Origin of the sequence: Methylobacterium sp. XJLW (assembly GCF_003254375.1) — a bacterium.
Classification (GTDB): Bacteria; Pseudomonadota; Alphaproteobacteria; order Rhizobiales; family Beijerinckiaceae; genus Methylobacterium; species Methylobacterium fujisawaense.
Genome location: NZ_CP016429.1, coordinates 4,875,813 through 4,894,728, shown reverse-complemented (window position 1 = coordinate 4,894,728; position 18,916 = coordinate 4,875,813). Strand labels below are relative to the sequence as shown.

The following is an 18,916-nucleotide window of genomic DNA, read 5'->3' as shown; positions in this document are numbered from 1 at the left end:
GATGTGACGTTTGATACCGAAATCGCGTGGGGAATGAACGCGAATACAGATCGTCGCAGGACGCGATGGCTGGTTCGTCAGGAGGTCACGATGGCCGAGGAGCGCTTGGACGAGCCCTGGAGGCCTGCCTTCAAGACCGGGCAGATCTTCTTCGGGCGCCCGCTGGAATGCTGCGATTGTCTCATCTGGGAGCTCAGGGCATCCGGTGCGATGATCGAGCTTCATCCGGAGGCGATGCCGCCGCACACCCTGCGACTGATCTCGATCGCCCTGCTCCTGAACCAGCCGTGCGAAGTCGTCGGGCGCGATGGCCGGAGGATCGAGTTGAGGTTCTCCTCGGGTTTGGACCGCCTGCTCCTGGGGGGGCGATGACGCGGGCGCCTGTCCGGCCTGCGGGCGACCCCGCTCCGCCACGGCCCGTGCTCATCCGACGCCGCAGCCTCCGCCGCAGCCTCCGCCGCGGCCATCCGGGCCCATCGTCAGCGCGATGCACCCGCGCAGGTGCGCCATGACCGCTCCGCAAGTCATCGCCACGGTCGTCTTCCTGACCTCGGTCGGATCGGCGATGGCGCTCGCCCTCATGGCAGGCGCCTCGTCCGCTCTGGACGCGGTGACGCAGACGTTTGATCGCGTGCGGCCGGACGAAACACGCGACCGGACGCGCCGCCGCCCGGACACCCCTACGGCATCGATCCCTGCCGACGGCGCGGCCGACCCCGTGGGCGCTGCGACAGGAAGCCCGGACGCTTCGCCTGCGCTCTGAGAGACCCTGTTTCGCATCGCCGGACAGGGCCGAAGGGAGACGGGAGCGCATCGCCGTGACCGTGGTCGGGATCCATCGCTCGCCCTGGAGAGCCGCCGGGTTGTTTGCTGCCGCCCCCGCGGCTTCTTCGGCCTGTGCGCGGTGCTCGTCCGCCCCACGCTGCTCCGGCGCGGTCCGATGGTGTCCGTGGGGCCGCGCGGGATCGCTGCGCTACGCGACGCAACTCAGCGAAACGCCGGTAGCCTGCGCGTGGCGGGTCCGCGGCCCTCGTGATCGCATGCTGCCGCGCGCGCTGCGGTACGCTAACCGACCTTGTCGTCCGGTTCGGTGGGCTCCACGCTCGTACCGAGCGCTCCACCGCGCGGCAAATCCACCGGACCGTGCCCGTCCCGGTCCAATATGCCGCCGTGATCTGGATTGCGCCCGTGGTTCGGGTGCGTCGCCTGCCGCTGGGCCTGTGCCAACTCCCTGTGGGTCGGCAGCGGCCGCCAAGGCGCGGGCGCGGCCCCCAGGCGAAGGGCCGTCGGGGTGCGCGTGAAATACACCGCCAGCACCACCCATGGGACGACGAAGACAACAAATGCGGTGAGACCCATGACGACGCTCCGCGAATCTTTGCCAGCAATAGTGAGAACGCTGTCGGTCCATTGCTGATCCCGCCGGGTCGAAATCAATCTCTGTCGCACCGCAACACAGTTTTCGTTGGTGGACGCGCGATGCCGCATCGCGTCGGCTTGGCAAGATCGGAAGCGGAAACGCCGATACGCCTGACCACGCTCCGTGATTTGGCTCGCGGCGTGCGGAAGCGGGCGGTGCCGCCGCGAAGCACCCGCAAGCCGCCTGCTTGAAGTCTCCGGATCGAACGTCTGGGCCGCCTCGTCAGGCCCGAGCCGGGTGGATATCCGCCGGACAGATTTCTGGCGGCTCAACCACACAGGCCGCCATCACGCGTGGGCGAATGCCCTGACGCGGCCGAGCGCCTCGCGGCGATGGGGCCGTCGGCAGGTCGCTACCCCAGCGCGATCAGCATCCAGGTGCGAGCCTTCGCCATCAGCTCCCCGTCCCCGGCCGACGGATCGGATGCGATCACGCGGCCGATGATCTGGCGGGCGTCCGTGCCACTCAGCCCGATTCCCTGCGCGAAGCCGCTCAGGCGCTGCATCAGGCGATTGGCGGTGGCTTCGCGATCCAGATCGGCCTCGGGCTCGCTCATCCCTTCACCGGGTGCGCCAGCAGGATCGCGGTCCGGACCATGGTGCGCGTCCAGGCCGGCGTGTCGGTGGTGAGCGCATCGGCCGCATGGGCGTGCGTTCGGATGGTCACGACGAGGTCGAGGCTCCAACCCTTCGCAAGCGGGTACGCGTCGGTAGCGAGGTCGGCCGGCACCGCGTCGACCGCAGCATCGATCTCCTGATCGGTGACCTCAGCGGATTTCCGGAATTCGGAGACGGTCGGGTCGGTGGCCACGCGAACCTGCGGCTGATGTCCGCTGAACCCGCCTCAGGTTCGCCGAACCTGAGGGACCCGGTAGAAAACCGTCTTCGGTCAAAAAAACCATCCAACCTCGCTCGGTTAGATGGTGGGCGCGACAGGGATCGAACCTGTGACCCCTACCATGTCAAGGTAGTGCTCTCCCGCTGAGCTACGCGCCCGGGCCGGAGCCGTTCTTGCTCCGGTGGGCGGGGCCTATAGCGGCTGGCCGGCGAGGGCGCAAGCAGAACCTGCATCGCGGATCGGATCGATCGCGCCCGGCCGGGCACCGGACGACCGGATCGCGACGGGGCCGGACTGCATCGGTGATGTCTGGCAAGGGTTTGCGGGCAAGGGCTTGCGGGAAAAATCTTCGGGCCGGTTCAATCGACCGGCTCGGATGCGGTTCGAGGCCGAAGCCGGCCCTGGTGCACGCCGGCGGAAAAATGCGCTATGGCCCTGCCGCTCGGCATCAGGCCGTGCCGCGACACATGGCGGACACAGGGCGCCGGCATGCCGCCGCCTCACGCTTCAGGACATGCGCTACTTCATCGACCACGATCAGGGTGTTGCGATCCGCGGCTGGATCGTGCCGGACAATCCCCTCGCCATCAGCCGGGTCGTGGTCGCGGTCGACGGACGACGCGTGGCCGAGGTCCCGGCCAGCGTCATCGACGAGGCCTTCAAGCGCAACGGGTGGCATGCCACCGGGCAATGCACCTTCGTGGTCACGGAGGCGGAGGTGCCGGGGCTGACGGAGATCCCGCGGCTCGAATTGTACGATGCCGACACCAACGTGATGGTCTATCGCCGCATGCCGCCCGAGGGGCTGGTGCGGCTGCGGACCATGCTGATCAACACCGGCATCGAGCCCGAAACCGTCCTCCAGACGGCGCTCTTCCCGCATTTCCAGCATTGCTATTTCGGCATCCATAAGCTGCCGGACGAGATTCTCACCTGCGTCCTGACCGGCCCGGCCGCACCGTCGGCCTTCCTGTCCGGCGCCGTGACCGTCCCGCGCTACGAGAACTTCCTGACGCCGGACCTGATGATCACCGCCATCCTGCTGCAGGAGCCGCAGATCGAGATGGCGACCCGGATGCGCTGGCTGAAGGCTCGGGCCGGGGATGCCGCCGATCCCGCGCGCAGCTGGCGCCTGGGCCCGCTCGCCGAGGCCGCCGCCTTCGCGGAGGGGTACGACTTCTCCGACGTGAAGAGCCTCAAGCGCTTCTTCCGCATGCTGCCCGAACCCGCCTACCGGCTGCTCTACAATCCGCTGACCCGCCAACTCGGGACCCGCATGCCGGACGACCGGCTGCATCCGGGCAACTCCATCGCGGCGATCGAGATTCTCGCCCGCGTCGGGATCGTCGGGCACAAATCCCGGTTCCCCGCCTTCGCATCGACGCTGTTCGACCGCCTGGGGATCGCCAAGCCGATCCCGGCCCTGCCCCCGGTGCCGGCCGAGACGATGGCGCTCGCCGAGCGCCTGAAGGCCGTCAAGGCGGTGGAAGACATGATCGTCTTCGATGTCGCCATGTCGGATGCCGTGAAGGCCTCGGTCGACAAGAGCTGGAGTTGAGGGTGCCTGCGTCCGGGGCGGAGGTGCCCGAATTCCAGCCCCTGCCGGCGCAGCTCACGGGGCTCTGGCGCAAGCGGCGCGACCTCGCGGCGCGGGCGGCCTCGGACGGCCTGCGCGTCGCCCTCCCGGGCCTCGCGGGCCGCTGGGTCGAGATCGTCCTGTCCAACGACCCGGCCGAGGGCCGCGACACCCTCCCGGACATCAGCTTCGTCGGACCGGACGGACGCCCGGGCACGGTGCTGCCCCAGGAGGCCCGGGGCGGGGGCGCCTTCGCGTGGATCGGCCGCCTGCCCGAGGACGTCGTCGCGTTGCGCGTCGCCGATCCGGCGGGACGGGTCCCGGTCCGGCTGCGTCGGATCGCCGTGCATCGTCTCGCCCGGCCGATCCTGGCCGCGCGCGGTCTCCTGCGCGATCCCGGCCTGACCGCCCAGGCGCTCGCCTGGCGGATCCTCGGCAAGAAGGTGCGCGCCCGTGGCTTCCTCGGCCGGGCGCTGCGTCACCGGCGCGTCAGCGGCTACGAGGCGTGGCTCGGAACCCACAGCCTGCGCCGTGCGGAGCGGGACGGGATCGCCGCCGAGATCGCCGCCTGGACCGATCCGCCGCTGATCTCCGTGCTGATGCCGGTCCACAATCCCGACCCGAAGGTGCTGCGGGCGGCCCTGGCGTCGCTGCGCGCGCAGCTCTATCCCCACTGGGAATTGTGCGCCGTCGACGACGCCTCCACGCGCCCCGAGATCCCGCGGATCCTGAGCCGTGCGGCCGAGGCCGACCCGCGCATCCGCGTCCTCACCCGGCCGGAGAACGGCCACATCGCCCGGGCGACCAACGACGCGCTGGGCATGGCCCGGGGCGCGGTCTGCGCCTTCATGGACCACGACGACGCGCTCACCGAGGACGCCCTCTACGAGGTCGCCCGGGCGCTGCGCCGCGATCCGGACCTCGTGCTGATCTACAGCGACGAGGACAAGATCGACGGGCGCGGCCGCCGGTTCGACCCGCATTTCAAGGCGTGCTTCGACCGCGAGCTGCTCTACGCCCAGAACTACATCAACCATCTCACGGTCGTGCGCACCGAGGCGCTGCGCGCCGTCGGCGGCCTGCGTCCGGGCTTCGAGGGCAGCCAGGACCACGACCTGCTGCTGCGACTCACCGACGGGCTCGATCCCGGCCGCATCCGCCACATCCCGCGGGTGCTCTATCACTGGCGCGCCGCGCAGGGCTCCGGCACCTTCTCCGACCGGTCCCTCGCCCGGGCGGAGGCCGCGCGCCTGCGCGCCCTGGAGGAGGTCGTGGCCCCCTGGGGCGGCCGGGCGGAGCGCGGTCCCGGGGGCTTCAACCGCCTGATCCGGCCGCTGCCGGCGCCGCCGCCGCGGGTCTCCGCGATCATCCCGACCCGGGACCGGGCCGAGATCCTGTCGGTGACCCTCGACGGCTTGCTCGGCGCGACCGACTACCCCGACATCGAGGTGATCATCGTCGACAACGACAGCCGCGAGCCCGAGACCGCCGCCCTGTTCGCCCGCTACCGGGACGATCCGCGGGTGCGCGTTGTCCCGGTAGCGGGCGCCTTCAACTTCTCGGACCTGTCGAACCGCGGCGCCGCCGCGGCCACCGGCCCGGTGCTCCTGTTCCTCAACAACGACATCGAGGTGCTCGAGCCCGGCTGGCTCGCCGAGCTGGTCCGCCACGCGGTGCGGCCGGAGATCGGGGCCGTCGGGGCGAAGCTCCTCTATCCGGACCACACGATCCAGCACGGCGGCATCGTCCTCGGGATCGGCGGCGTCGCGGGCCACAGCCATCTCGGCGTCGCGGACGCGGATCCGGGCTATTTCTGCCGCATGGTCATCGCCCACGAGGTCTCGGCGGTCACCGGCGCGTGCCTCGCCATGCGGGCCGATGTCTTCGCGGCGGTCGGAGGCTTCGACGCCGAGGCCCTGAAGGTCGCCTTCAACGACGTCGATCTCTGCCTGAAGATCCGCCGGGCCGGCTACCGGATCGTCTGGACGCCCTTCGCCAGATTGATTCACCACGAGTCGAAGAGCCGCGGGGCCGAGGACACGCCCGAGAAGCGGAAGCGCTTCGAGGGCGAGGTGCTGACCATGCTGGACCGCTGGGGTCCCGAGCTGCGCGCCGACCCCTATTACAACATCAACCTGTCACGGAATTCGGCGCATTACCGGGTGTGAGCGGTCCACGCCCCGTGGCGCCGCCGATGGCCGCGACCACCGGTGCTATGCATGCGTCAGTGGGTGAACTTGCGTCCGGAGCCGGTTGCGATACCTCTGGACATGCCGCATGAGGCGGTTCCGGCCAAGGCGACCCCATAGGCGCGCGGCGAGGGCGGCAGCCAACAATGAGTTCGAATACCCCAATGGCCTCGGCCACGATCCTGGAGCGCGACGCCCAGCAGGCGGTGGGAGACCACAAGGTCCATCCCAACGAGATCGCCATCGGTGTGGTGATCGGACGCGCGTCCGAATACTTCGACTTCTTCGTCTTCGGCATCGCCTGCGTGCTGGTCTTCCCGAAGGTGTTCTTCCCCTTCGTCGACCCGCTGAAGGGCACGCTCTACGCCTTCTCGATCTTCGCCCTCGCCTTCATCGCCCGGCCGCTCGGCACGGTGCTGTTCATGGCGATCGACCGGCGCCACGGGCGCAGCGTCAAGCTCACCACGGCCCTGTTCCTGCTGGGCGGCTCGACGGCGGCGGTGAGCTTCCTGCCGCGCTACGACAGCATCGGCATCGCGTCGGTCTACATCCTGGCCGGCCTGCGGATCCTGCAGGGCCTCGCGCTGGGCGGCGCCTGGGACGGCCTCGCCTCGCTGCTCGCCATGAACGCCCCGCGGGAGCGCCGCGGCTGGTACGCGATGATCCCGCAGCTGGGTGCGCCGCTGGGCTTCATGGTGGCCAGCGCCCTGTTCGCGTTCTTCATCGTCAACCTCGACGAGGCGGACTTCATCGACTGGGGCTGGCGCTTCCCGTTCTACTGCGCCTTCACCATCAACGTGGTCGCCCTGTTCGCCCGGCTGCGCCTCGTCGCCACCGAGGAATTCGCCCGGATGATGGACCTCGACCGGCTGCGTCCGGTCCCGGCCCTCGAGCTGTTCCGCCACCATGCGGGCGACGTGATCCGCGGCGCCTTCGTGCCGCTCGCGGCCTTCGCGCTGTTCCACCTCGTGACGATCTTCCCGATCGCGTGGCTGGCGCTGAACAGCACCACCCGCTCGCCCGGCGAGTTCCTGATCGTGCAGTTCTCCGGGGCCATCGTCTGCGCCGGCGCGGTCGCCGCCTCCGGTCTGATCGCCGACCAGATCGGCCGCCGCAACGCCCTGATCATGAGCGCCTCGCTGATCGGCTTCTTCGCCATCGGCAGCATCATCGCGCCGCTCCTGTTCGGCGAGAGCGCCATCGGCCAGACGATCTACGTCACGATCGGCTTCATGCTGCTCGGGCTCGCCTATGGCCAGACCGCGGGCGCCGTGACGGCCCGGCTGGGCAACCGCTACCGCTACACCGGCGCCGCGCTCACCTCCGACTTCGCGTGGCTGATCGGGGCCGGCTTCGCGCCGCTCGTGGCCCTGTTCCTGTCGCAGCGCTACGGCTTGGCGATGATCGGCGTCTACCTCCTCTCCGGCGCGGTCTGCAGCCTCGTGGCCCTGTTCACCGACCGGTCGGAACTGCGCCAGATGTAGTCGGCGGGCGGCGGCGCAGGCCGCCCGATCCGCCCATCGCTGACAGGAACGCCGCCTCGCGCGGCACGGCAGAAGCGCCGCGCAAGCGGCCTGGGATGACGAGACGCGTGCTGTGACCTCTACGACCCATCGACCGGACAGGACCGACACCGCGACCCGCCGAGGCGGCCGCGGGCGGCGCCTCCTGCCGCTCCTGACCCTGCCGATCCTGACCCTGCTCGGCGGCTGCAACTTCGTGGTCATGCAGCCGGCCGGCTACGTGGCCGAGCAGCAGCGCAACCTCGTGCTGGCGGCGACCGGGCTGATGCTCCTGATCATCGTCCCGGTGATCGCCTTCACGCTGATCTTCGCGTGGCGCTACCGCGCCACGAACGAGGACGCGGTCTACGATCCCGAGTGGCACCACTCGACGCAGCTCGAGGTGCTGATCTGGACGGCGCCGCTGATGATCATCATCGCGCTGGGAGCCCTGACCTGGATCGGGACACACACCCTCGATCCGTTCCGGCCGCTCAGCAAGATCGACACGAAGCGCGACGTCCCGGCCGGCACGGTGCCGCTGGAAGTCGAGGCGGTGGCCATGGATTGGAAGTGGCTGTTCCTCTACCCGCAATACGGGATCGCCACGGTCAACGAGCTGGCCGCGCCGGTGGACCGGCCGATCCGCTTCAAGATCACCGCCACCGACGTGATGAACACGTTCTACGTGCCGACCCTCGCCGGCATGGTCTACGCCATGCCGGGCATGCAGACCCAGCTCCACGCGGTGATCAACCGGGAGGGCGCCTGGGAGGGCCGCTCGGCGCATTACAGTGGCGCCGGCTTCTCGAACATGTTCTTCAAGTTCCACGGCCTGGCCAACGACAAGTTCGACCAGTGGATCGCCAAGGCCAAGGCCGAGGGCGGCGAGCTCACCCAGGAGGCCTACCTGAAGCTCGAGGAGCCGAGCGAGGCCGAACCGGCGCGGTTCTACAAGTCCTACATGAAGGGCCTCTACGACCGGATCATCGGCATGTGCCCCCGGCCCGATCAGATGTGCGTCGGCGAGATGGTGAAGATCGACGCGCAGGGCGGCGCCTCCGGCGCGGAGGCGGAAGAGAACTACAAGCGGCTCCGATACGACAACCGCCTCGCCGAGCGCGGGATCGAGGGCCCCGGCGCCACGGCGCCGGCCTCGGAGACCGGCCCGCACGGCCAGACGCAGCCCCAGGGCATGAAGCCGCGGCCCGATATGGGCAACCCGGACGTCCGGAGCCAGAAGGCGCCGGACAGCCAGGGCCAGAGCGAGGGCGAGCAGATCGCGCCCAAGCAGCTGAACCAATGATTCCGCGCGTGATGCCAGCGGAACCCACACACAAGACCGGCGGTCGCCGTCGAACCCACTGAACGGGCCGATCCCATGTTCGCAAACCTGGACCTACAGCAGCTGCTCGTCGGACGATTTACGATCGAGCAGATCCCCTATCACGAGCCGATCCTGCAGGGGACCTTCGCCGGCGTGGCCGTGGTCGGCCTCGCCGTGCTCGGGGTCATCACCTATTACCGCTTCTGGGGGCCGATGTGGCGTGACTGGATCACGTCGATCGACCACAAGAAGATCGGCATCATGTACTGCATCTTCGCGGGCGTGATGCTGCTGCGCGGCTTCGCCGACGCGATCCTGATGCGCTCGCAGCAGGCGGTCGCCTTCGGTGACCAGCAGGGCTTCCTGCCGCCGCACCACTACGACCAGATCTTCACCGCCCACGGCATGATCATGATCTTCTTCGTGGCGATGCCGTTCGTCACGGGGCTCATGAACTTCGCGGTGCCGCTGCAGATCGGCGCCCGCGACGTGGCCTTCCCGTTCCTGAACAACTTCAGCTTCTGGATGACGGTGGCCGGCGGCATGCTGGTGATGGTCTCGCTGTTCGTCGGCGAGTTCTCCCGCGCCACCTGGCTCGCCTACCCGCCGCTCTCCGGCGCCGCGATGAGCCCCGGCGTCGGCGTCGACTACTACATCTGGGCGCTGCAGATCGCCGGCATCGGGACGCTGCTCTCGGGCATCAACCTGATCGCCACCATCGTGAAGATGCGGGCGCCCGGCATGACCATGATGAAGCTGCCGATCTTCGTCTGGTCGTCGCTGTGCACCAACATCCTGATCGTGGCCGCCTTCCCGATCCTCACGGCCGTTCTCGCGATGCTGTCGCTCGACCGCTACATCGGCACGCATTTCTTCACGAACGACCTCGGCGGCAACGCCATGCTGTACTTCAACCTGATCTGGATCTGGGGTCACCCGGAGGTCTACATCCTGATCCTGCCGGCCTTCGGCGCGTTCTCGGAGATCACCTCGACCTTCTGCGGCAAGCGCCTGTTCGGCTACACCTCGATGGTCTACGCGCTGGTGGTGATCACCATCCTCGCCTACCTCGTGTGGCTGCACCACTTCTTCACGATGGGCTCGGGCGCGGACGTGAACTCGTTCTTCGGGATCACGACCATGATCATCTCGATCCCGACGGGCGCGAAGATCTTCAACTGGATGTTCACGATGTACCGCGGCCGGATCCGGTTCGAGGTGCCGATGATGTGGGTGGTGGCGTTCATCGTCACCTTCGTGATCGGCGGCATGACCGGCGTCCTCCTGGCGGTGCCCCCGGCCGACTTCGTCCTGCACAACTCGCTGTTCCTGATCGCGCACTTCCACAACGTGATCATCGGCGGCGTGCTGTTCGGCATGTTCGCCGGCGTGACCTTCTGGTTCCCCAAGGCCTTCGGCTTCAAGCTCGACGACTTCTGGGGGAAGGTCGCCCTCGGGTTCTGGGTGACCGGGTTCTACGTCGCCTTCATGCCGCTCTACGTGCTCGGCCTGATGGGCGTGACCCGGCGCATGCAGCACTTCGACGACCCGTCGCTGCAGATCTGGTTCGTCATCGCCGCCATCGGCGCCGCGCTCATCGCCTGCGGCATCGCCTCGCAGATCATCATGTTCGTGGTCTCGATCCGGAACCGCGACAAGCTGCGCGACCTCAGCGGCGATCCGTGGGGCGGCCGGACCCTCGAATGGTCCACCTCTTCGCCGCCGCCGGACTACAACTTCGCCTTCACGCCGGTGGTCCACGATTCCGATGCGTGGTGGGACATGAAGAACCGCGGCTTCGACCGTCCCCTCAAGGGCTACAAGCCGATCCACATGCCCAAGAACACCGCGACCGGCGCGATCCTGGCGGGGCTGAACTTCGCCTTCGGCCTGGCCATGGTCTGGTACGTCTGGTGGCTGGCGGCGCTCACCTTCGTGGCGATCTTCGTCGTCGCGATTGCCCACACCTTCAATTACAATCGCGACTACTACATTCCCGCCGACGTCGTCAGTCGGACGGAAGGTCAGCGGACGCGCGAACTGGAGATGGCGTGATCCGATGATGCACGCGGAGACTGCACCCCCCGGCGCCGCGGCGCCGGTCTTCTACCAGACCGACGAGGAGGGCCATCATTCCGAGGGCTCGACCATGCTCGGGTTCTGGCTCTACCTGATGAGCGACTGCCTCATCTTCGCGACCCTGTTCGCGACCTACGGGGTGCTCGGGCGCAGCTTCGCGGCCGGCCCCACCCCGAAGGAGCTGTTCGACCTGCCCGGCATCGCGGTGAACACCGCCATGCTGCTGTTCTCGTCCATCACCTACGGCTTCGCCATGCTGGAGATGGACCGGGACCGGGTGAAGCAGACGCAGATCTGGCTCGCCATCACCGGCCTGTTCGGCGTCGCCTTCGTGGCCCTGGAGATCCGGGAATTCGTCCACCTGTTCCACGAGGGCGCGCCGCCCTGGCGCAGCGCGTTCCTGTCGTCGTTCTACACCCTGGTCGGGACCCACGGCCTGCACGTCTCCATGGGCATCCTGTGGCTCGTCGTGCTGATGGTGCAGGTCAGCAAGCGCGGCCTGATCGTCGAGAACAAGCGCCGGCTGATGTGCCTGTCGATGTTCTGGCACTTCCTCGACCTGATCTGGATCGGCGTCTTCACCGTCGTCTACCTGATGGGAGTGCTCGAATGAGCGCCGACGCACACCGCCTCACCGGCCACGGCCAGGACACGCACGATGCGCACGCCCACAGCGAGGGCGGGCACGGCAGCTTCCAGAGCTACATGACGGGCTTCGTCCTGTCGGTGATCCTGACGGTGATCCCGTTCTGGCTGGTGATGGGCAACGTCCTCGACAACAGCCTCGTCACCACCCTGGTCATCCTGGCGCTCGGCGGCGTCCAGATGGTCGTGCACGTCATCTACTTCCTGCACATGAGCACGAAGTCGGAGGGCGGCTGGACCTTCATGGCGCTGATCTTCACCATCACGCTGGTGGTGATCATGCTCGCCGGCTCGGTGTGGGTCATGTACCACCTCAACCACAACATGATGCCGATGGATGCCCACGACGTCATGAACAACGCCCGCTGAGCGCGCGTCCGCAGATGAGACCCGCGGGGTCGGCGGGGGGCTTGAGCCCCTCCCCGGCCCCGATTGCGTTGTGGCGGCGCGTCGTGTTCGGCGTCGGCGCGGGCCTCGTCTTCGTCGTCCTGCTCGGGCTCGGCACGTGGCAGGTGGAGCGGCGGGCCTGGAAGCTCGACCTGATCGCCCGGGTCGATGCCCGGGTCCATGCCCCGCCGGTGCCGGCCCCCGACTCCGCCGCATGGCCGCGCGTCGGCCCCGACGACGCCTACCGGCACGTCCGGCTCGCGGGCACCTTCCTGCACGATCGCGAGACCCTGGTTCAGGCCGTCACCGAGCGCGGCGGCGGATTCTGGGTGCTGACGCCCCTGCGGCGTCCGGACGGCAGCCTCGTGCTGGTCAATCGCGGCTTCGTGCCCGGCGACCGGCGGGATCCGGCGACCCGGGCGGCCGGGCAGGTCGCGGGGGAGACCACGGTGACCGGCCTCCTGCGGCTGACCGAGCCCGGGGGCGCGTTCCTGCGCTCGAACGATCCCAAGGACGACCGCTGGTATTCCCGCGACGTGGCCGCCATCGCGGCGGCGCGCGGCCTGACCGACGTCGCCCCCTACTTCGTGGATGCGGACGCGACGCCCAATCCCGGCGGGCTGCCGGTGGGCGGCCTGACGGTGATCGCCTTCCCCAACAACCACCTCGTCTACGCGATCACGTGGTACGGGATGGCGCTGATGCTGGCGGGCGCGGTTGTCTACGTCCTGCGGGGCGGACGCGGTCCTGGACCTGCGGGGGAGTAGCCCGCGTCAAGCGCGTGTCTATAATGGCGTGACAAACGCCATAACGAGTCAACGCCATGACCTCCCGCATCCCGAACTTCGCCGAAATCCCGCTGGCCGGCGAATCGCTCGCGGTCGCGGCGCCGGCGCTGGGCGAGCCCTGGATGACGCCGGAGGGCATCCCGGTGAAGGGCCGGTACGGACCGGAGGACCGGGAGGGCCTCGAGTTCCTCGACACCTATCCGGGGATCGCGCCGTTCCTGCGCGGCCCCTACCCGACCATGTACGTCACCCAGCCCTGGACGATCCGGCAGTACGCCGGCTTCTCCACGGCCGAGGATTCGAACGCCTTCTACCGCCGCAACCTCGCGGCCGGGCAGAAGGGCCTGTCGGTCGCCTTCGACCTCGCCACCCACCGCGGCTACGATTCCGACCATCCCCGGGTCTCCGGCGATGTCGGCATGGCGGGCGTGGCGATCGACTCGATCTACGACATGCGCACGCTGTTCTCGGGGATTCCCCTCGACGAGATGACCGTGTCGATGACGATGAACGGCGCGGTGCTGCCGATCCTCGCGCTCTACATCGTCGCCGCGGAGGAGCAGGGCGTGCCGCCGCAGAAGCTCGCCGGCACGATCCAGAACGACATCCTCAAGGAGTTCATGGTCCGCAACACCTACATCTATCCCCCCAAGGGATCGATGCGGATCATCTCGGACATCTTCGCCTACACGTCGAAGAACATGCCGAAGTTCAACTCGATCTCGATCTCCGGCTATCACATGCAGGAGGCCGGGGCGACGAACGACCTGGAGCTCGCCTACACGCTCGCCGACGGCGTCGAGTACATCAAGGCGGGCCTCGCCGCCGGGCTGACCATCGACCAGTTCGCCCCGCGCCTGTCGTTCTTCTGGGCGATCTCGACCAACTTCTTCATGGAGGTCGCCAAGATGCGGGCCGCGCGCCTGATCTGGGCGAAACTCGTGAAGGGGTTCGATCCGAAGTCGGAGAAATCCCTGGCCCTGCGCACCCATTCGCAGACGAGCGGCTGGTCGCTCACCGCGCAGGACGTGTTCAACAACGTCACCCGCACCAACATCGAGGCGATGGCGGCGACGCAGGGCGGCACGCAGTCGCTCCACACCAACGCGCTGGACGAGGCGTTGGCGCTGCCCACCGACTTCTCGGCGCGGATCGCCCGGAACACGCAGCTGTTCCTGCAGCAGGAGAGCGGCACCACCCGGATCGTCGATCCCTGGGGGGGCTCTTACTATGTGGAGAAGCTCACGGCCGACATGGTGGCCCGGGCCTGGGAGCACATCCGCGAGGTCGACGGCCTCGGCGGCATGGCCAAGGCGATCGAGGCCGGCATCCCGAAGCTCCGCATCGAGGAGGCCGCCGCCCGCGCCCAGGCCCGGATCGATTCCGGCCGGCAGACCATCGTCGGCGTGAACAAGTTCCGGGCCGACGATGACATGGCCATCGACCTGCTGCGGGTCGACAACGGCAATGTCCGCCGGCTCCAGATCGACAAGCTCAAGCGCCTGCGCGCCGAGCGCGACGAGGCGGCGGTGACGGCCCGGCTGGAGGCCCTCACGAAGGCCGCCGACGGCACCGAGAATCTGCTGGAGCTCGCCGTCGAGGCCGCCCGCGCCAAGGCGACGGTGGGGGAGATTTCCGAGGCCCTGGAGAAGGCCTGGGGCCGGCACCGCGCCGAGATCCGCTCGATCTCCGGCGTCTACAAGCGCGAGGTGGGGGGCATGTCGCCTGTGGTCGAGGAAGTCCGGGCGCTGGTCGAGGCGTTCGAGGAGAATGACGGCCGCCGGCCGCGCATCCTGGTCGCCAAGATGGGCCAGGACGGGCACGACCGCGGCCAGAAGGTGATCGCCTCGGCCTTCGCGGATCTCGGCTTCGACGTGGATATCGGGCCGCTCTTCGCCACTCCGGCGGAGGCCGCCCGGCAGGCGGTGGAGAACGACGTCCACATCGTCGGCGTCTCATCCCTGGCCGCCGGCCACCTGACCCTGGTGCCGGAGCTGAAGGCGGCGCTGACCGAGCAGGGCCGGGACGACGTGATGATCGCCATCGGCGGCGTCATCCCGCCGGGCGACTACGAGGCGCTGACGGCCGCCGGCGCGGCGGCGATCTTCCCGCCCGGCACGGTCATCGCCGAGGCGGCCGCCAAGCTGATCCGCGCGCTGAACGAGCGGCTGGGCTACGCGGCGCGGCAGGCGGCGGAGTAGAAGGCTTCCCGAGGCGGCCGGACCGGCCGCCTCGCCCCATGCCTAGGCGCCCCCTCGTCCTAAGGTGCCGGAGCGAAGCGGAGGCCTCGAAGGAGGCCTCCATTCCGGCCGCGCGATCCCTGGAGCCCCCCTGCGGCGCCCGCTGACGCGCGCACCTCAGGATGGGGCGGTGGTATGGGATCGGCCGGCCCCCGGGGCTCGCCGCTCAGTTCAGCGCCTGCGGGTCCGCCTCCGTGAGGAAGGCCCCGACCGCGTGGAGGAACTGCATGCGGTTCTTCTCCATCATCACCGTATGGGTGCCCTCCCCCAGCTCGACGAAGCGCTTGTAGGGGGCGTGGGTGAGCTTGGTGAAGTATTCCTGCGCCTGGTAGCTCGGCAGGTCGGCGTCCCACTCGGCGTGGATGATCAGCACGGGCACGCGGATCTCGCCCGGATCGTAGAGCGGCTTCCCCGCCGCCCAGTAGGCGTCCTTGTCGGCGACCGTGCCGTTCGGCGCGCGCAGGACCGGCGGCGATCGCTTCGCCCCGACCGGGTCGGTGGCGAAGGTCGCGTCGGCCCATTGGTCGAACCAGCCCGCCGGGATCAGGTCGGCCTTCTTGTCCTCGGGGACGCCGGTCAGCCAGCGCGCTCGGGCGCTGTCCCGGCTGACGGTGCGATAGGCCCCCACCGTGCCGCCGCCGCCGATCAGGCCGGGCGTGCGCGCCAGCCATTGCGGCGCGTAGAGGACGAGGCGGTTGACCGCGTCGTTGTGGGTGCTGGTGTAGAGCCCCATGGTGGAGGTCCCCCAGGACCAGCCCATCAGGTCGATCTTCTCGACGTTGCGCCGCTTCCGGATGAAGTCGACGACCTGCCCCACCACCTTGGCGGCGTCCGGCGTCCGCATGAGCGGCGGATTGTCGGCGGGCGGCGCGTCCATGGCGGCCGGGCGTCCGGACAGGCCGTAGCCCGGCAGGTCCACGCAGTAGACGTCGAAGCCGAGGCCCGCGAGGTAGTCCATGGCCGACATCCCCCCGAGCGGCAGGTCGAAGGCGGTGGAGGACGGGTAGGTGGAGCCGTGCACGTAGAGCAGGATCCGGTCGCCCGGGAACCGCTCGGTTCCCGCTGGCCGCTTGTTGCGCACGTAGATCTCGACCCCCGGCTCGCTCCAGGGCAGGCGGAACTCGTCCGTCGTCAGCTGGGCCACCGGAGCCGCGACGACAGGAGCCGCGACGGCAGGCGCCGCAACGGCTTGGGCCGCCGAGGCCGCGACCGCCGCCCCGGCGGCGAGCGCCCCGACCAGCTCGCGCCGGGCCAAGCCCCGGCCGTGCCGGGCCGCGTCCGGATCCGTCCGCATTGGTCTGTCCGCCATGATGTCTCCTCCGGTCCGCCTTGTCTGGCGGCTCGGGCGATTCAACCGGCGGGCGTCGGCGGGCGCAACGCTCCGGACCGGCCGGCGGCGGACAGGCGGCGGGTTCCGTCGCCCGATCCGGCGAAACCGCGTGAAAAAAGCCCGACCCTGTCGCCGGGGCTGGTGACGCCAAGCTCCCGGACGGGCATTGAGGCGGGAGATTCCGGGAGACGCCCGCTTATGACGACTCCGACCACCGTCGCGACCACGCCCTTCCCCGACCAGAAGCCGGGCACCTCCGGCCTGCGCAAGAAGGTGCCGGTGTTCCGGCAGCCGAACTACGTCGAGAACTTCGTCCAGGCGATCTTCGACACCCTGCCCGACAAGGCGGGCGCGACCCTCGTGTTGGGCGGCGACGGCCGGTTCCTCAACCGCGAGGTGGTGCAGAAGACGCTGCGCCTCGCCGCCGGCAACGGCTTCGGCCGGGTCCTGGTCGGGCAAGGCGGCCTGCTCTCGACGCCGGCCGCCTCCTGCGTCATCCGGAAGGCCAAGGCGCTCGGCGGCATCGTGCTCTCGGCGAGCCACAACCCGGGCGGGCCGGACGGCGATTTCGGCATCAAGTTCAACGCCGCCAATGGCGGCCCGGCGCCCGAGACGCTGACGAACGCGATCTTCGAGCGGGCGAAGGCGATCACGGAATACCGCCTCGTGGAGGCCCCGGACCTCGACCTCGACACTCTGGGCGACACCCGCCTCGGCGCCATGACGGTGACGGTCATCGACCCGGTGGCCGACTACGCTGCGCTGATGCGCACGCTCATCGACTTCGACGCGGTGGCGCGCCTGTTCGCCTCCGGCTTCCGCATGCGCTTCGACGCCATGAGCGCGGTGACCGGCCCCTACGCGACGGCGATCCTGGAAGGGATGCTCGGCGCCCCCGCGGGCACGGTGGTCAACGCGGTCCCGAAAGAGGATTTCGGCGGTCACCACCCGGATCCGAACCCGGTCCATTGCCACGACCTGTTCGACCTGATGCAGGGGCCGGACGCGCCGGATTTCGGCGCCGCCTCGGACGGCGACGGCGACCGCAACATGATCGTGGCCCCGGGCCTGTTCGTGACGCCGAGCGACAGCCTCGCCCTGCTCGCCGCCCACGCCCACCGGGCGCCGGGCTACGCGGGCGGGCTAGCCGGTGTCGCGCGCTCCATGCCCACGAGCCGCGCCGCCGACCGGGTCGCGGCCGCGCTGGGCATCAAGGCCTACGAGACGCCCACCGGCTGGAAGTTTTTTGGCAATCTCCTCGACGCGGGCCTCATCACCCTGTGCGGCGAGGAGAGCGCCGGCACCGGCTCGAACCACGTGCGCGAGAAGGATGGGCTCTGGGCGGTGCTGCTCTGGCTCAACATCCTCGCCGCCACGGGCGAGCGGGCTGACGCGCTGGTGCGGGCGCACTGGCGCACCTACGGGCGCGACTACTACGCCCGCCACGACTACGAGGAGGTGGATTCGGACGCCGCCAACGGTCTGATGGACGCGCTCCGCGAGAAACTCGACGGTCTGCCGGGCACGCGGATCGGCGACCTCACGGTGTCGACGGCCGACGAGTTCGCCTACCGCGATCCGGTGGACGGCTCGCTCACCGAGCGCCAGGGCATCCGGATCGGCTTCGCCGAGGATGCGCGGGCGGTGTTCCGGCTCTCCGGCACCGGCACCGCCGGGGCGACGCTGCGGGTCTACCTAGAGCGCTACGAGAACGCACCGGACCGGCTCGACTTGGCCGTTGCCGAGGTGCTGGCCCCGGTCGCGGCTGCGGCCCGCGCGATCGCCGAGATCGAGCCGCGCACCGGACGGCCTGAGCCGAGCGTGGTGACCTGAGGGGAGCCGGGAGACGCCTCGTCTTTGCGAGCGCCGCGAAGCAATCCAGAGGCGCCACGCTCTACGGCGGCGCGCCACCCTGGGTCGCTTCGCTGCACTCGCGATGACGGTAAGGCCGGCGCCGATGCCTCAAACCAAGTCCTTCACCATGTGCACGGTGACGTCGTCGTCGCGGGTCCGGCCCGGTCCGTCGTAGAGCTCTTCCCGCTCCACCCGGTAGCCGAGCGCCCCGTAGAGGCGCAGGTTCGCCGTGTACTTCTTGTTGGTGTAGAGGCGCAGCCGCGCGAGCCCGGCCTCGGCCGCGACGGCGTCGGCCCGTCCCATCAGCCGGCTGCCGAAGCCCCGGCCCTGGAAGGCCGGGTGCACCGCGACGTTGACGACCAAGAGGTGATCGGCCTCGGCCCGCGTCTCGATCAGGCCGGCGAGATCCGGACCGGTCCGCAGCAGGTCGAAGCGGTGGTCCCGCAAAGCCTGCGCGTAGTCCGCCTGCATGGGAATCGGCAGGCGCCCGATCACCGGGATCCATTTGGTGTAGGCCACCTCCACCAGCGCCCGGATCGCCTCCGCGTCCGCGGCCGCGCCGCGCCGGACCACGACTGACTCGTCCATCTGACCTCTCACGGTTGACCGCGGCGCGTCCGTCCCCTAAAGACCCGCCGTCGATGGGGCTCCGCACGGGGCCCCGTCGCGTTTTCACGCGCACCCGTGGGCGGGATCCTCCCGCCCTGTCGTCCCGGACCGCGAAGGGCCGGGAAAAGGAGGG

The 18,916-nt window shown here is 69.4% G+C and carries 17 protein-coding genes and 1 tRNA gene; 12 read left to right on the top strand and 6 right to left on the bottom strand.

Features of this window, described 5'->3' with window-relative positions:
- The first annotated feature begins 90 nt into the window (after positions 1–90).
- Positions 91–372, top strand: coding sequence for a hypothetical protein (locus A3862_RS22660; RefSeq protein ID WP_052083598.1), 282 nt, complete (start codon positions 91–93; stop codon positions 370–372).
- A gap of 136 nt (positions 373–508) precedes the next feature.
- Positions 509–763, top strand: coding sequence for a hypothetical protein (locus A3862_RS22655; protein ID WP_043379566.1), 255 nt, complete (start codon positions 509–511; stop codon positions 761–763).
- Positions 764–1,065: 302 nt separating this feature from the next.
- Here A3862_RS22655 and A3862_RS22650 read toward each other — a convergent pair whose 3' ends face one another.
- The 4 genes from A3862_RS22650 to A3862_RS22635 form a co-directional block, all read right to left on the bottom strand.
- On the bottom strand, positions 1,066–1,359 hold the full coding sequence (locus A3862_RS22650) for a hypothetical protein (protein ID WP_043756892.1): 294 nt from the start codon (positions 1,357–1,359) through the stop codon (positions 1,066–1,068).
- A gap of 413 nt (positions 1,360–1,772) precedes the next feature.
- Complete coding sequence (locus tag A3862_RS22645) at positions 1,773–1,976, bottom strand: hypothetical protein (RefSeq protein WP_043379564.1); 204 nt, start codon at positions 1,974–1,976, stop codon at positions 1,773–1,775.
- The gene (locus A3862_RS22640) at positions 1,973–2,230 is read right to left on the bottom strand and encodes a hypothetical protein (protein WP_043756895.1); all 258 of its coding nucleotides are present in this window, start codon (positions 2,228–2,230) and stop codon (positions 1,973–1,975) included. Before A3862_RS22640 ends, A3862_RS22645 begins: the two co-directional genes overlap by 4 nt.
- A 110-nt stretch (positions 2,231–2,340) precedes the next feature.
- Positions 2,341–2,415, bottom strand: a tRNA-Val gene (locus tag A3862_RS22635).
- Positions 2,416–2,771: 356 nt separating this feature from the next.
- On the opposite strand from A3862_RS22635, the gene A3862_RS22630 reads away from it, so the two are divergent.
- From A3862_RS22630 to scpA, 9 genes are all read left to right on the top strand, one after another.
- Positions 2,772–3,815, top strand: a complete 1,044-nt coding sequence (locus tag A3862_RS22630; RefSeq protein ID WP_043345999.1) for a hypothetical protein — start codon at positions 2,772–2,774, stop codon at positions 3,813–3,815.
- Positions 3,816–3,817: 2 nt separating this feature from the next.
- The gene (locus A3862_RS22625) at positions 3,818–6,001 is read left to right on the top strand and encodes a glycosyltransferase family 2 protein (protein ID WP_100793955.1); all 2,184 of its coding nucleotides are present in this window, start codon (positions 3,818–3,820) and stop codon (positions 5,999–6,001) included.
- Positions 6,002–6,168: 167 nt separating this feature from the next.
- A complete protein-coding gene (locus A3862_RS22620; protein ID WP_043379559.1) occupies positions 6,169–7,506 on the top strand; it encodes an MFS transporter in 1,338 nt (445 codons plus the stop codon).
- 112 nt (positions 7,507–7,618) lie between these two features.
- Positions 7,619–8,830: a ubiquinol oxidase subunit II gene (cyoA, locus tag A3862_RS22615; protein ID WP_111474011.1), complete on the top strand. Its 1,212-nt coding sequence runs from the start codon at positions 7,619–7,621 to the stop codon at positions 8,828–8,830.
- 75 nt (positions 8,831–8,905) lie between these two features.
- The gene (gene cyoB, locus A3862_RS22610; protein WP_111474010.1) at positions 8,906–10,906 is read left to right on the top strand and encodes a cytochrome o ubiquinol oxidase subunit I; all 2,001 of its coding nucleotides are present in this window, start codon (positions 8,906–8,908) and stop codon (positions 10,904–10,906) included.
- Between the two features lie 4 nt (positions 10,907–10,910).
- Positions 10,911–11,543 carry a cytochrome o ubiquinol oxidase subunit III gene (gene cyoC, locus A3862_RS22605; protein WP_043379554.1) on the top strand — a complete coding sequence of 211 codons (633 nt, stop codon included), beginning with the start codon at positions 10,911–10,913 and terminating at the stop codon, positions 11,541–11,543.
- Entirely contained in the window at positions 11,540–11,944 is a 405-nt protein-coding gene (gene cyoD, locus A3862_RS22600) for a cytochrome o ubiquinol oxidase subunit IV (protein WP_043379552.1), read from the top strand. The genes cyoC and cyoD overlap by 4 nt, the downstream gene beginning before the upstream one ends.
- 14 nt (positions 11,945–11,958) lie before the next feature.
- Positions 11,959–12,729: an SURF1 family protein gene (locus tag A3862_RS22595; RefSeq protein ID WP_043756900.1), complete on the top strand. Its 771-nt coding sequence runs from the start codon at positions 11,959–11,961 to the stop codon at positions 12,727–12,729.
- A 56-nt stretch (positions 12,730–12,785) separates the two neighbouring features.
- A complete protein-coding gene (scpA, locus tag A3862_RS22590) occupies positions 12,786–14,951 on the top strand; it encodes a methylmalonyl-CoA mutase (protein WP_043346014.1) in 2,166 nt (721 codons plus the stop codon).
- Between the two features lie 205 nt (positions 14,952–15,156).
- On the opposite strand, the gene A3862_RS22585 is transcribed toward scpA, so the two are convergent.
- On the bottom strand, positions 15,157–16,299 hold the full coding sequence (locus tag A3862_RS22585; protein WP_111474009.1) for an alpha/beta hydrolase: 1,143 nt from the start codon (positions 16,297–16,299) through the stop codon (positions 15,157–15,159).
- 219 nt (positions 16,300–16,518) lie between these two features.
- Here A3862_RS22585 and A3862_RS22580 point away from each other — a divergent pair, with 219 nt between their 5' ends.
- Positions 16,519–18,153: an alpha-D-glucose phosphate-specific phosphoglucomutase gene (locus tag A3862_RS22580; RefSeq protein WP_111474008.1), complete on the top strand. Its 1,635-nt coding sequence runs from the start codon at positions 16,519–16,521 to the stop codon at positions 18,151–18,153.
- Between the two features lie 129 nt (positions 18,154–18,282).
- On the opposite strand, the gene A3862_RS22575 is transcribed toward A3862_RS22580, so the two are convergent.
- The gene (locus A3862_RS22575; protein ID WP_111474007.1) at positions 18,283–18,762 is read right to left on the bottom strand and encodes a GNAT family N-acetyltransferase; all 480 of its coding nucleotides are present in this window, start codon (positions 18,760–18,762) and stop codon (positions 18,283–18,285) included.
- Positions 18,763–18,916: the final 154 nt, after the last annotated feature.